At 66.9% G+C, this 12053-nt stretch carries 14 protein-coding genes, 1 tRNA gene and 1 pseudogene; 9 read left to right on the forward strand and 7 right to left on the reverse strand.

Going from position 1 to position 12053, the window contains the following annotated elements; translation table 11 throughout:
- Window positions 1-48: 48 nt before the first annotated feature.
- Window positions 49-924, forward strand: a complete 876-nt coding sequence (locus INQ43_RS01975) for an NAD-dependent epimerase/dehydratase family protein (protein WP_343221393.1) — start codon at window positions 49-51, stop codon at window positions 922-924.
- Here INQ43_RS01975 and INQ43_RS01980 read toward each other — a convergent pair.
- The 3 genes from INQ43_RS01980 to INQ43_RS01990 all read right to left on the reverse strand — a co-directional run bounded on the left by INQ43_RS01980 (window position 921) and on the right by INQ43_RS01990 (window position 3372).
- Window positions 921-1808, reverse strand: coding sequence for a DMT family transporter (locus INQ43_RS01980; protein WP_194034892.1), 888 nt, complete (start codon window positions 1806-1808; stop codon window positions 921-923). The genes INQ43_RS01975 and INQ43_RS01980 overlap by 4 nt on opposite strands.
- A 110-nt stretch (window positions 1809-1918) precedes the next feature.
- Window positions 1919-2395, reverse strand: a complete 477-nt coding sequence (locus INQ43_RS01985) for an Mpo1-like protein (RefSeq protein WP_194036960.1) — start codon at window positions 2393-2395, stop codon at window positions 1919-1921.
- 35 nt (window positions 2396-2430) lie between these two features.
- Window positions 2431-3372, reverse strand: a complete 942-nt coding sequence (locus INQ43_RS01990) for a phosphoribosylaminoimidazolesuccinocarboxamide synthase (RefSeq protein WP_194036961.1) — start codon at window positions 3370-3372, stop codon at window positions 2431-2433.
- A gap of 155 nt (window positions 3373-3527) precedes the next feature.
- Between INQ43_RS01990 and INQ43_RS01995 the strand changes: the two genes are divergently transcribed.
- The 4 genes from INQ43_RS01995 (at window position 3528) to INQ43_RS02010 (ending at window position 5748) form a co-directional block, all read left to right on the forward strand.
- Window positions 3528-3863: a DnaJ domain-containing protein gene (locus tag INQ43_RS01995; RefSeq protein WP_193985691.1), complete on the forward strand. Its 336-nt coding sequence runs from the start codon at window positions 3528-3530 to the stop codon at window positions 3861-3863.
- Between the two features lie 19 nt (window positions 3864-3882).
- Window positions 3883-4557 carry a ribulose-phosphate 3-epimerase gene (rpe, locus tag INQ43_RS02000; RefSeq protein WP_194036962.1) on the forward strand — a complete coding sequence of 225 codons (675 nt, stop codon included), beginning with the start codon at window positions 3883-3885 and terminating at the stop codon, window positions 4555-4557.
- 79 nt (window positions 4558-4636) lie between these two features.
- Window positions 4637-5041: an antitoxin Xre/MbcA/ParS toxin-binding domain-containing protein gene (locus tag INQ43_RS02005; RefSeq protein WP_194036963.1), complete on the forward strand. Its 405-nt coding sequence runs from the start codon at window positions 4637-4639 to the stop codon at window positions 5039-5041.
- A 2-nt stretch (window positions 5042-5043) separates the two neighbouring features.
- The gene (locus INQ43_RS02010) at window positions 5044-5748 is read left to right on the forward strand and encodes an RES family NAD+ phosphorylase (RefSeq protein ID WP_193985696.1); all 705 of its coding nucleotides are present in this window, start codon (window positions 5044-5046) and stop codon (window positions 5746-5748) included.
- On the opposite strand, the gene INQ43_RS02015 is transcribed toward INQ43_RS02010, so the two are convergent.
- The 3 genes from INQ43_RS02015 to INQ43_RS02025 form a co-directional block, all read right to left on the reverse strand.
- Window positions 5749-7626, reverse strand: coding sequence for a heavy metal translocating P-type ATPase (locus INQ43_RS02015; RefSeq protein WP_194036964.1), 1878 nt, complete (start codon window positions 7624-7626; stop codon window positions 5749-5751).
- Window positions 7627-7671: 45 nt separating this feature from the next.
- Window positions 7672-8535, reverse strand: coding sequence for an oxaloacetate decarboxylase (locus INQ43_RS02020; protein WP_194036965.1), 864 nt, complete (start codon window positions 8533-8535; stop codon window positions 7672-7674).
- A gap of 275 nt (window positions 8536-8810) precedes the next feature.
- Window positions 8811-9467, reverse strand: a complete 657-nt coding sequence (locus tag INQ43_RS02025) for a HEPN domain-containing protein (RefSeq protein ID WP_194036966.1) — start codon at window positions 9465-9467, stop codon at window positions 8811-8813.
- A gap of 85 nt (window positions 9468-9552) precedes the next feature.
- Between INQ43_RS02025 and INQ43_RS02030 the strand changes: the two genes are divergently transcribed.
- Together INQ43_RS02030 and INQ43_RS02035 are read left to right on the forward strand one after the other, a co-directional pair.
- On the forward strand, window positions 9553-10197 hold the full coding sequence (locus INQ43_RS02030) for a hypothetical protein (RefSeq protein WP_228062588.1): 645 nt from the start codon (window positions 9553-9555) through the stop codon (window positions 10195-10197).
- Between the two features lie 6 nt (window positions 10198-10203).
- Window positions 10204-10719 (forward strand): hypothetical protein, encoded by a 516-nt coding sequence (locus INQ43_RS02035; RefSeq protein ID WP_194036967.1) that lies wholly within the window; start codon window positions 10204-10206, stop codon window positions 10717-10719.
- Between the two features lie 85 nt (window positions 10720-10804).
- Here INQ43_RS02035 and INQ43_RS02040 read toward each other — a convergent pair.
- Window positions 10805-10881 (reverse strand) — tRNA-Met (locus tag INQ43_RS02040).
- Between the two features lie 148 nt (window positions 10882-11029).
- On the opposite strand from INQ43_RS02040, the pseudogene INQ43_RS02045 reads away from it, so the two are divergent.
- Both INQ43_RS02045 and INQ43_RS02050 read left to right on the forward strand, forming a co-directional pair.
- Window positions 11030-11509: pseudogene (locus INQ43_RS02045) on the forward strand (RNA pyrophosphohydrolase); the annotation flags it as partial.
- A 214-nt stretch (window positions 11510-11723) separates the two neighbouring features.
- On the forward strand, window positions 11724-11927 hold the full coding sequence (locus INQ43_RS02050) for a bacterioferritin-associated ferredoxin (RefSeq protein ID WP_194036968.1): 204 nt from the start codon (window positions 11724-11726) through the stop codon (window positions 11925-11927).
- Window positions 11928-12053: the final 126 nt, after the last annotated feature.

The following is a 12053-nucleotide window of genomic DNA, read 5'->3' on the forward strand; positions in this document are numbered from 1 at the left end:
CGCCGTCGCCTCGCTATGCTGTGCGGTCATTTGACCCGGACGACACCCATGCGCGACGCCCTGGTATTCGGCGGCAGCGGCCAGATCGGCAGTGCACTGCTCGCGCGCCTCGCGCCGGCCGAGTGGGGGGTTACCGCGGTGTCGCGCCAGGTCCATGCTGCAAATCCGGGCGAGGCGCAGAACGGCGTGCGCTGGCTCACCGGCGAGCTGGACGCACCGCCCGCCCTGCCAGCGCGGGTCGACGCGATCTTCAGCTGCGGTCCGCTGGACGGGTTCGCGCGCTGGTACGCGGCTGCCGGGGTTGATGCGGCGCGGGTGGTGGCGTTCGGCTCGACCAGCGTGGAGACCAAGGAGCGCTCCGACGACCCGTTCGAGCGCGACCTGTCGGCACGGCTGGCCACCGCGGAGCGCGTCCTTTTCGCCCGCGCAAAGGAGCGGGGCGCCGCATTGACCATCCTGCGCCCGACACTCGTCTACGGCGTGGGCCGCGACGCCAACCTGACCCGGATTGCGGCGCTGGCGCGGCGCTGGGGGTGGTTTCCGCTGCCAGGCGGCGCGACCGGGTTACGCCAGCCGGTGCACGTGGCTGATCTGGCCGAAGCCGCGTTGGCATGCCTCGACCGCCCGGCCAGCCACGGGCGCGCCTACGCGGTGCCGGGCGGGGAGTCACTGAGCTATCGCGAGATGGTGGCGCGCGTGCTGGCCTGCCTGCAGCCGCCAGCACGCCTGCTGGAACTGCCACGTCCGCTGTTTGCCATGGCGCTGCACGCCGCCCGCATCAGCGGCCGGGCCAGCGGGCTCGGCGATGCCGCGATCGCACGCATGCAGGACGATCTTGTTTTCGATCCCGGTCCCGCGCAGCGCGACTTCGACTACTGTCCGCGACCGTTCGAGCCGGTCGATGCGATGTTCCGCCGTCCCTAGATATCGCGCGCCAGCGGCATCGTGCGCGCCTTGCGCAGCGCCCGCAGCGCCACGCCCAGCACACCGCCGAGCACCATCGCGCCGCCGATGAACAGCCGCGGCCCCGGGCGGTCACCCCAGAACGCGATGCCCAGCCCGACCGCGATCACCGGCGTCAGCAGCAGCCACGGCGTGACCTGGGCGACCGGGTAGCGCTGCATCAACACGTAGTACAGGCCGTGGCCCAGCAGCGAGGACACCAGCGCGGCGTAGACCACGCAGGCCCAGGCCACCCAGCTCGCCGACGGCAGCGTCGCAAAGCCGCCCGGCTCGATCGCCGCGCTGATCGCCAGCAGCGGGAAGATCGCGATGATCGACGTCCAGCCCTGCATGCTGAAGGTGTCCAGCCCTTTCAGGCCCTTCATCAACACCGTGCCGATGGCCAGGAACAGCGCGGCCGCGAGCATCAGCAGCACTGCCATCCAGTTGCCCAGCACCGAGGGATCCAGTCCCAGCACCAGCACGCCGGCGAAGCTCACCGCGATCGCCAGGCCTGTACGCCAGGCGAAGCGCTCGCCCAGCACGACCCACGCCAGGATCGCGGTCATCGGGATGTAGCTTTGCACCACGATCGCCGGCGAGGACAGGTCGCCGGACATCTTCAGGGCGACAAAGCTCAGGCCGAAGTGGGCCACGCCGATGCACAGGCACACACTGATCAGCCGCGGCCACTGCCCCGGCGGCGGCCGTTTGGTCCAGAACACCAGGGCGGCACCGAGCGCGGCAAAGCGCAGCGCGGTGAACAGGAAGGGCGGAATCTCCTGCAGCGCGATCGCCGAGGTGAGGAAGTTGCCGGCCCATGCGAAACAGATCAGCAGGACCAGGGAAATATCACGCGGGGACATGCGGGCTCAACGAATTGCGCCCGCGGTGCGGGCAGGGGAGTGGTGCTGCGGGGAAACCTACTGCGGAAAAACGTGCGCGATCGTGCCGGAAGCGACTGTGCCGGCAGGGCTCAGTAGCACAGGCCCATCCTGCGGTAGAGCTTGGACAGCACCCAGGCCGGTCCGATCAGCAGGTAGGTCAGGTCGGTGAGGAAGCTGGGCTTGCGACCCTCGATTTTGTGACCGACGAACTGGCCGATCCAGGCGACCACGAACACCGCGATCGCGCTCCACAGCAGCGCGCGCATGCCGTGGGTCTCAAAGATGTAGCCCGACAGCAAGGCCATCAGCAGGAACATCCCCAGCATCCCCAGTCCCAGCCGGCGCGACTGGCGGTAATAGAACAAGGTGGCGGCAACGATCGCCAGGCCGGCCCAGAATCCGGGCCGGAACCAGGTGCCCGGGGCCGGAATGCACCACAGCAGCGCCACCACGCTCCAGGCAATCGCCGGCACGCAGACCACGTGGATCCACTGGTTGGTGCTGTTGCGATGGTCGTCCGAGTAGCTGGCAAACCAGCGGTCGATCCTGCGCGTGCCTGCGCCCATGTCACCTGCTCCCTGCGATGGTTCCGCGCCGGCCATCAGTCGACGCTGATGCCGGCCAGCTTCTGCAGCGCATCCGCGTAGCGCGCGCGGGTGCGTTCGATCACCCCGGCCGGCAACACCGGTCCGGGCGGCATCTTGTTCCACTCCAGCGTTTCCAGGTAGTCGCGCACGATCTGCTTGTCGTAGCTCGGCGGGCTGCTGCCGACCTGGTACTCGTCCGCCGGCCAGTAACGCGAGGAGTCCGGCGTCAGCATCTCGTCCATCACATACAGATGGCCGTCGACGTCGGTGCCGAACTCGAATTTGGTGTCCGCCAGCAGGATGCCGCGCTCGGCGGCAAAGTCGGCGGCGAAGCGGTACAGGCGCAGGGTCGCATCGCGCACCGCCTCGGCCAGCTCGGCGCCGCACAGGCGCACGGCGGTATCGAAGTCGATGTTCTCGTCGTGCTCGCCGGCGTCGGCCTTGGTGGAGGGAGTAAAGATCGGCTTGGCCAGTTTTTCCGCCTGGCGCAGGCCGTCGGGCAGCTCGATGCCGCTGATGCGGCCGGTGCGCTGGTAGTCCTTCCAGCCGCTGCCGATCACGTAACCGCGGGCGATGCACTCGATCGGCACCGGCTTCAGGCGTTTGGCGACCACCGAGCGGTCGGCGTACAGCGACGGGTCCACCCCGGCCGGCAGCACCGAGGCGACGTCGATGCCGGTCAGGTGGTTGCGGGCGATGTGCTCGGTCTTCTCGAACCAGAAATTGCTGATCTGGCAGAGCATCTCGCCCTTGCCCGGGATCGGGTCGGGCAGCACCACGTCGAACGCGCTCAGGCGGTCAGTGGCGACGATCAGCAGGTAGTCGCCCGCCGGGGTGTCGGCGGGCAGCAGCGTGGACGGCAGGTCGAACACATCGCGGACCTTGCCGCGGTGGCGCAATGGCAGGCCCGGCAGGTGGGATTCGGATAGCGAACGTCGCAGCATGGTCGTGGACAAATGGAGCCCCTCGGTGTCACGCACAGCATTGCAGAAACCTGCCGCGGAGCGCCGCTGGATTCGCGCGCCGGCGCGACAGGGCCGGCCAGTGTACGCCGGGTCGGGGCGGCGTGCAGGTACACTGGCGATCGATCCACGACCGTCCCCGGAGCGCGATGAAACGCTGGTATGGAAAACTGCTGGGCCTGTTTGCCGGAGCCGCCTTGCTGCGGTTCAACCCCCTGCTGGGCGGCTTGGTCGGCCTGCTGATCGGCCACGCGTTCGACACCGACTGGTTCCAGCTGCGCCGCGACAATCCCTATGCCGTGCTGGGCCTGACGCCGGAGGCCACCCAGGCCGAGGTCGAACAGGCCTATCGCCGCTTGATCTCCCAATACCACCCTGATCGGATGCCCGGCGTCGCCGATGAGCTGCGCAAGCAGGCCGAGATCCGGGCCGGCGAGATCAACCGCGCCTACAAGCAGATCAAATCCAAACGTCCGCGCGCCTGAGCCTTCCACGAGTCCCGCCATGCAGCCTACCGTCATCGCCCCGTCCATCCTCTCGGCCGACTTCGCCCGCCTCGGGGAGGAAGTCGACAACGTCCTCAAGGCCGGTGCCGACTGGGTCCATTTCGATGTGATGGACAACCATTACGTGCCCAACCTGACCATCGGGCCGATGGTCTGCCAGGCGCTGCGCAAGCACGGCGTCACCGCGCCGATCGACGTCCACCTGATGGTCGAGCCGGTGGATCGCCTCGTGCCCGACTTCGCCAAGGCCGGGGCCAGCATGATCAGCTTCCATCCCGAGGCCAGCCGCCACGTCCACCGCACCATCCAGATCATCAAGTCGCACGGCTGCCAGGCCGGCGTGGTGCTCAATCCGGCGACGTCCCTCGACGTGCTGGACTGGGTGCTGGAGGACCTCGACATGGTCCTGCTGATGTCGGTCAATCCCGGATTTGGCGGCCAGTCGTTCATCCCCGCGACGCTGGACAAACTGCGCGAGGCGCGCCAGCGCATCGATGCCATCGGCAAGCCGATCCGCCTGGAAATCGACGGCGGGGTAAAGCCCGACAATATCGCCGAGATTGCCAAAGCCGGGGCTGATACGTTTGTCGCCGGCTCGGCGATATTCAACGCGCCCGATTACGCCGAAGTAATCGGGCGAATGAAGGCGGCGGTCGAAGGGATACGGGGCTGAGCCCGCGGACGATCCTCGCTTGACTTGATTTACGGGGATATATCCCCGAGTATGGGTGACGCATACACAGGAGAAGTCCGTGAGCGTCCCCGCCAACCAGGTTTTGAATCTCCAGTCCGACCAGACCCGCAAGGACCTGGCGCGCACGGTGGCGGCGCTGTTCGAAAAATGGGGACTCTCGGCTGAGGAGCAGTTGATCCTGCTCGGCATGAGTCCGGAAAGCCGGAAGGTCCTGCCGCAGTACCGTCGTGGTGAAAGAGCGCTGCCTAACGCGCCCGACACGTTGGCCCGGGTCGGCTACCTGCTGGGCATCCACAAAGGCCTGCGCCTGCTTTTTCCGGAAAGCGAGGCCCTGCGGTTTGGCTGGGTGAAACTGCGCAACCGGGTGCTGGAAGGCCACACGCCGCTGGAAGTCATGTTGGCTGACGGAATGCTGGGGGTCGCGCGCATCGCGCGCTTCATCGATTTCCAGCGGGGCCAGTAGTAGTGGAGGTTCTGGACACGCTGTCCCGCGTGGACGCGCAGCTGTTCAGGAACATCACCTCGCTGCGGCTCAGCGAAAATCTATTCGATGATCTGGTGCCCGACCGGGCCGGCCAGGACGCGGCGATCGCGGCCGAGATGGCCGTGCGAAAGACCGCCCCGGGCGTGATCGAGCGCGGCCTGTATTACTCGCAGGCCATCGACTACCCCTTCGCCAGCGACCCGGTCGTAGGCTCGCGCTTTGGCGACGGCACGATCCGCGTCTGGTACGGCGCCTTCGACGACGCAACCGCGCGCGCGGAGACGTGCTGGCACGCGCTGCGCCAGGGCAACGACCTGATCGACCCGCCGGAAACCGTGTTCGTGCGCTACCGGGCGGTGTACACGGTGCGGGCGCGGGGGCTGTTTGCCGACCTTCGCGGCAAGGAGGTCGCCTTCCCCGAACTGGTGGGTGATGACTACGCGCCGACCCAGCCGATCGGCCGGTATGCCGCCAACCAGGGGCTGGCCGGGCTGGTCTATCCCTCGGCCCGTTGGCCCGAGGGCGAGTGCCTGGCCGCCTTCCGCGCCGTGCCGCTCTCCGACGCCGCGCTGGCGTACTACCTGACCTACCGGATCGACCTGGATACGCAGACGGTCGCAATCGAGCGGACCCCCGGTGTGGTCGACCAGCGCCTGCACATCAGCGAGCTGCGGCGCTCACGCTGATCAAGATCGCGAGGACACCAGCCGCCGATCGCTTCGCGCGTTACCCAGCGCTCGCGATGCGTTGATGATCGTCGCAAGGTCGACCACTTCCTGCAGCGCCGCGCCAAGGATCGCCGGCAGGAACCCGAACGCCGCGAACAACATCAGTCCGACGCTCAAGGCGATACCGAGCCAGATGCTCTGCAGCGCCACCTGCATGGTGCGCTGGGCGATCGCCATTGCCGTCGCGGTTTTCGACACGTCATCGACGGTGATGATCACATCGGCCGACTCGCTCGCCGCCGTCGCGCCCCGGGCGCCCATGGCGATGCCGACGTCGGCCACCGCAAGCACCGGCGCATCATTGACGCCGTCGCCGACCATGACCACCGGCCGCTCGCTGATCGCCTGGACGATCCGGACCTTGTCTTCCGGCAGCAGTTCGGCCTGGATGTTGCCGATCCCGAGATCGCCGCCCACGTGGCGGGCCGTGGCGTCGGCGTCGCCGGTGAGCATCAGGACGCGCTCGACGCCCAGCGACAGCAGCCGATCGATGGTGGAGCGGGCATTTCCCCGGACCCGGTCGCTGAGCAGGATCGTGCCGGCGAAGCGGCCATCGACGGCGACGTAGACCGCCAGCTCGCCGCTGGCAATCGACGCCGCGCGCGCCTCGGGTGCGAAGGACGCGACGAACGCCAGCTTGCCGACCACGACTTCGCGCTGGTCGATGGTTGCGACGACGCCGTTGGTCGCCTCCTCGCGCGCCTCCGCGGCCTCGCGCGGGGTCAGGCCGCGCTCCTGCGCCGCTTCCACGATCGCCGTGGCCAGCACGTGCGAGGAGTACTGTTCGGCCGAGGCGACGAGGGTGAAAAGCTCGTCCTGCTCGAAGTCGGCGGCGGGCTGCACCGCGACCACGGTCGGGTCCCCGTAGGTGAGGGTACCGGTCTTGTCGAAGGCGACCGTGCGCGCGCGCGACAATTGCTCCAGCGTGCCACCGCCCTTGACGATGATGCCGTGCCGGGAGGCCCGGCTCATGCCGCCCATGAAGGCGACCGGGGCCGCGATCAGCAGTGGGCAGGGGGTCGCAACGACGAGCACCTCGGCAAATCGCACCGGGTCCCCGGACACCCACCAGGCGATCCCGGCAATCAGCAGCGATCCGAAGGTGAAGGGCACGGCGAAACGGTCCGCCAGCCGCACCAGCGGCGCCCGGCTCTCCGCGGCCTCCTCGACCAGCGCGACGATGCGCTGGTACTGGCTGTTGCTCGCCGCCGCCGTGGCCTCGATGACGACCGCAACCTCGCTGTTGAGCGAGCCGCTGAACACGGCGGCCCCGCGGCCGCGCTCGACCGGAAGGCTCTCGCCGGTCAGCGATGACTCGTCGAAGCTGCCGCTCGCCGACACCAGCACCCCATCCACCGGAACGACTTCCGACGGCCGCACCAGCAGGCGATCGCCAATGGCCACCTCCGATACCGGGACGTCCTCGACCTGGCCATCCTCGCCCAGCATGCGGTGGGCATCGCGGGGCGCACGATCCAGCAGGGCGCCGAGCTCCCTGCGCGCGCGGCCGGCGGCGTACTCCTCCAGCGCCTCGCCGCCGGACAGCATCAGCACGATGACCAGACTGGCCCAGTATTCGCCGACCGACACCGTGGCAATGATCGCCATGATCGCCAGCACGTCGATGCCCATCCGCCCGGCCAGCAGGTTGCGCAGCATCCCTACGGCCTGCGACGCGGCGATGGCAAGCGCGAACGCGCTGATCAGCCAGCGGGCGACGTTGCGCTCGGCAAGGACGCCCTGCCCGAACAGCTCGATCGCACCGGCGATGATGCCGACCAGCAGGGTGAGGGCGACGATCGGATAGCGCCTGGTCAGGCTGGCGACTTTGTTCATGCTGTCGGTCAAGCTCCCAAGCCGCTCATTACGGCGTGTTCGGTTTCAGCCTTCGTATTGCTGCCCCAGCGCCAGCAGTTCCGGCGTGCCGATCAGCTCGTTGAGCTGGTCGAAATCCAGCATGGCGTCCTTGAACGGCGCGGTGCTGTGATGGCTGTGCAAGCTGGCATAGTAGCCGCGAAGGGTATGCGCCACCGCGCGCGCGGTGCCGCCGGGGAAGATCACGATCCGGTAGCCGATCTCGCCAAGCACGTCCGAGCTCTGCACCGGGGTCTTGCCGCCTTCGACCATGTTGGCCAGCAGCGGGATCCGATCGGCGAAGCGGGCGCAGACGATGTCCATCTGCTCGCGACTGCGGACCGCCTCGATAAACAGCGCGTCCACGCCGCACTCCAGGTACGCCTCGGCACGGTCCAGCGCCGCCTCGAAACCTTCCACGGCAACGGCGTCGGTGCGCGCGAGGATCAGGGTCTGCTCGCTGCTGCGCGCGTCCAGCGCCGCGCGCAACTTGCCGCACATCTCCCCGACCGGAACGACGCCCTTGCCGTCCAGGTGCCCGCAGCGCTTGGGAAAGGTCTGGTCCTCCAGCTGGATCATCGCGGCGCCGGCGCGCTCAAACGCGCGCACGGTGCGCTGTGTGTTGAGCGCATTGCCGAAGCCGGTGTCGGCATCGACGATGACCGGCGTGCGGACCCGCTCGGTGATCCGCGCCAGGGTGTCAGCGACCTCGGTCGCAGTGGTCAGGCCGATGTCGGACCGGCCCAGTCGCGTATAGGCGATGGAGGCGCCGGAAAGGTACAGCGCCTCGAAGCCGGTCTGCTCCGCGATCAACGCGGTGAAGGCATCGTAGATGCCGGGTACGAGGATGGCGTTTGGCTGCTGCAGGCGTTGCTTGAGGGTGGTTTTCATTCGCACGGATCAAAGGCGGGGAATTGAAGAGGTATAGCGCCAAGCACCGGTGCCCGCGCACGGGGCGCGGGATGTCCGGACATTTGGGCTGGGCGGGTCAGAGGATACCGAGTCTCGGTGGGCTATGCCCGCGGTCGCCGGAAGGTCGATCAAGTGGATATCGCTCAAGCTGCGCATGGGCAGGAGGATGTGTTTGGGGGTCGCGTCGAATGCGACCTGAGGCTCCTCATCGGTCCCGCTTTTCCATCGGGTTTTCGACCGACGCAGAACGGTGACTAAAACTCCCGAACCAGCGGATAGGCAACCCCCTCGAACTCCGTCGCCGGGTCATCAATCAGCAGGTCGATGATGATCGGCATGAGGGTCATGAGGATCGATGCACCATCCCGGACCTGGGCGCGGTTGGCGCCGCTGTTCCAGGTCGCGCCGCCATGGACGAGTTGGTTGCGCAGGACGTAGAGCCGATCCAGGACGATGGAGAGCACCACATCCGTCTGCCGTCCCATCAGCGCCTTCATGGCGACCCGCTTGCTGGCGGCGAATTGGGTTTCCCAACGATCGCTGCTGTCGTGCTCGCGCATTGCCCGCCAATAGGGCTCGAACACGAACCGGTTCTCGATCATCGTGCGGATGGGGCCAGTGAACTTCTGGAACGCCGCGTCCTGCAGGCGGCCTTCCTGATCATTCGCCAGCACTCTGCCAATGAAGGCGCGCGTCTGCTCACGCTCGCTTTGTTCGAACCCGAAGTCCGCGGCGTAGGCGGCATTCAATGAGATCCACAGAAAGATGAACTGCGCATCCAGGTCCGCCGTTTCCTGCTCGGCCCGCGCCAGCCAGCTGATCGCCCGATGGATCCGCACCCGCAGGTTCTCGGGCTGGTTATCCCTGACGTGTCGGTGTTTGGCCTTGAGCGCTTCTGCGTTGAACGTCATGACATTTCCCCCTGAACGTGTCGCAATGTGTGAGACGTCTTTGCTGCATCGTCGCACCTGATGTCAACCACAGGGGGAGAGTGAGATGAGCGACCGCAGCCATATCAGCGTGATCCTGGACCGCACCGGATCCATGCAGGACATTCGCGACGACGTCGTGGGGGGATTCAATGCGTTCCTCGCGGCTCAGAAAGCCAGCCCCGATCCGGCGACTTTCACCTTGGTGCAATTCGACTCGCAGGATCCGTACGAGGTGCTGCACCGCGGCGCTGGTATTTCCGATGTGCCCCCTCTGACCCCGGCGCAGTACGTGCCTCGGGGCTCCACGCCGCTCTACGACGCCATGGGGCAGGGCATCCTCGAGCTGGAGGCGGACTTGGCGGCGATGGCTGACGACGAGCGGCCCAACAAAGTCATCTTTGTTGTGGTCACCGACGGGCAGGAGAATGCCAGCCGCGAGTTTGATCGGGCCCGGGTGACGAAGTTGATCGCAGCAAAGAAAAAGCTTGGCTGGGATTTTGTTTTCCTAAGCGCTGATCTTGAAGCATTCGAAGATGCGGACCGCATGGGGGTGGAACTCTCGTCCCGGCTGATGTTCAACAAGTCCAAGCAGGGCAACGATCGGGCCTGGTCAGCGGCCTCGGCGAGGATTCTCGATCGGCGGTCGGGCGTTTCGGCGTGTGTGGCTTTCGATGAGGTGGATCGGAAAGCCCAGGACGATCCGGACTAGCGGCTGATGAAGCACGAACGGGTCGTGTCGCCGGACCTGCTGCGCGAGATCCGCCGCCAATTCCGGCTCGACTGGACCGGACACCATGGCTTCCCGCACTGGGCGCGCGTCTATCGCCATGGCCTTTACGTTGGCCGGGCAGTGGGCGCGGATCTGCGGGTCGTCGAGTTGTTCGCGTTCCTGCATGACTCGCAGCGGGAGAACGAGTACACCGATCCCGAACACGGTTCCCGCGCGGCCGACTATGCCTGTTGGCTTCGATCCAAAGGAAGGTTTGAGCTTGATGCGCCGGCTCTCGATTTGCTGGTGGCCGCCTGCCAGGGGCACAGCGACGGGCACCAACTGGCAGATCCGACCGTCATGGCGTGCTGGGACGCGGACAGGCTGGACCTGGGGAGGGTGGGGATCCGCCCGGACCCGCGCCGCCTGTGCACCGCTCCCGCCCGTGATCCCGCTTACCTGGCGCGTGCGTGGCGTCGTGGCGTGGCGCACCGGGACCGCATCCACCGGATGGCGCACTAGCGTCTCCGATCATCGCCCACAAAAAACCCCGCAGATCCGCGGGGTTGGCCGGCATTCCGGGTCTCGACCCGGAGTCATCGTCGTGTGGTGGCTATGGGTGGACTCGAACCACCGACCCCAGCATTATGAGTGCTGTGCTCTAACCGGCTGAGCTACATAGCCGACGATCTTCCGCCGCAAGCGCGCAGCGAGCCGGGAATTTTGAGCGCGCCGGGGGGCATTGTCAAACCTGACTGGACCGGGCCCCGTCGCTTGTGGGATGGCGGGGGGCGTGGCAGAGTCAGAGTCAGTCCAATCCGGAGTCCGTCTCGTGATCGATCCGGACGGTTATCGACCCAATGTAGGCATCGTGCTGATGCATTCCGACGGACGCCTGTTCTGGGCGCGGCGGGTGCATAGGGATGGCTGGCAGTTCCCGCAGGGCGGGATGAACACCGACGAGACGCCGGTGGAGGCGATGTATCGCGAGCTGCGCGAAGAGACCGGCCTGCAACCCGACCACGTCGAAGTGCTGGGCGCTACGCCCGGCTGGCTGCGCTATCGCCTGCCGCAGCGGTCCATACGTCGCAACGATCGCCTGGTGTGCATCGGCCAGAAGCAGGTCTGGTTCCTGCTCCGGCTGACGGGCAAGGAATCAGACCTGCAGCTGGACGTCACCGAGAAGCCCGAGTTCGACCACTGGCGCTGGGTCGACTTCTGGTACCCGCTGGAGCATGTGGTGACGTTCAAACGCCACGTCTACGCCAGTGCACTCCAGCACCTCGCGCCGTTCGCGCGCCACGTCGCCGGTGATCAGGCGGTACCACCAGCCGGGCCGGTCCTGGCAGGGTGGTCGCGCCATCGCAGCAGGCCCCGTCCAACGCGACAGCACCCGGCGCAGGGCGGCAAGGGCGGCTGAAACGCACTCCCGACTGAACCCGGTCGGTCGGCTGATTGACAATCATTCTCATTCGTAGTGTGATTGCGACCGTAGCCGATCCGGCTGCCAACCCGGTCCAGTCAACGTGTACGTCTGTATCTGCAACGGCATCACCGATCACGAAATCCGCCAGGCCGCCGAGGCGGGCTGCGACTCCATGGCCGAACTCACCATGCGCACCGGCGCCGGTTCGTGCTGCGGCAGTTGCGTGGACATGGCCAGTGAGATTCTGGACGAGACCCGCGCCGCGCGTGTGCTGCCACTGCCGGTGCTTCGACAAGCCGCCTGAGAACCTGCGTCGCTGATCCTGCAGGCGACAATGGTTCGCGCTTGCAGCTGCACCCGATTCGCATTCCGCCGATCCATGGCATGACCGTTTAGAGTGGTGTGATCCCCACGCAAAAACGGAGCATTG

Origin of the sequence: Lysobacter sp. H23M47 (genome assembly GCF_015209765.1) — a bacterium.
GTDB classification, from domain to species: Bacteria; Pseudomonadota; Gammaproteobacteria; order Xanthomonadales; family Xanthomonadaceae; genus Novilysobacter; species Novilysobacter avium.

What these genes read in the sequence shown, in the direction of transcription:
- INQ43_RS01975 (WP_343221393.1), top strand. Translation starts at nt 49, where the DNA reads ATGCGCGACGCCCTGGTATTCGGCGGCAGCGGCCAGATCGGCAGTGCA.
- INQ43_RS01980 (WP_194034892.1), bottom strand. Translation starts at nt 1,808, where the DNA reads ATGTCCCCGCGTGATATTTCCCTGGTCCTGCTGATCTGTTTCGCATGG.
- INQ43_RS01985 (WP_194036960.1), bottom strand. Translation starts at nt 2,395, where the DNA reads ATGGGCGCAGGCACGCGCAGGATCGACCGCTGGTTTGCCAGCTACTCG.
- INQ43_RS01995 (WP_193985691.1), top strand. Translation starts at nt 3,528, where the DNA reads ATGAAACGCTGGTATGGAAAACTGCTGGGCCTGTTTGCCGGAGCCGCC.
- rpe (WP_194036962.1), top strand. Translation starts at nt 3,883, where the DNA reads ATGCAGCCTACCGTCATCGCCCCGTCCATCCTCTCGGCCGACTTCGCC.
- INQ43_RS02015 (WP_194036964.1), bottom strand. Translation starts at nt 7,626, where the DNA reads ATGAACAAAGTCGCCAGCCTGACCAGGCGCTATCCGATCGTCGCCCTC.
- INQ43_RS02020 (WP_194036965.1), bottom strand. Translation starts at nt 8,535, where the DNA reads ATGAAAACCACCCTCAAGCAACGCCTGCAGCAGCCAAACGCCATCCTC.
- INQ43_RS02025 (WP_194036966.1), bottom strand. Translation starts at nt 9,467, where the DNA reads ATGACGTTCAACGCAGAAGCGCTCAAGGCCAAACACCGACACGTCAGG.
- INQ43_RS02030 (WP_228062588.1), top strand. Translation starts at nt 9,553, where the DNA reads ATGAGCGACCGCAGCCATATCAGCGTGATCCTGGACCGCACCGGATCC.
- INQ43_RS02035 (WP_194036967.1), top strand. Translation starts at nt 10,204, where the DNA reads ATGAAGCACGAACGGGTCGTGTCGCCGGACCTGCTGCGCGAGATCCGC.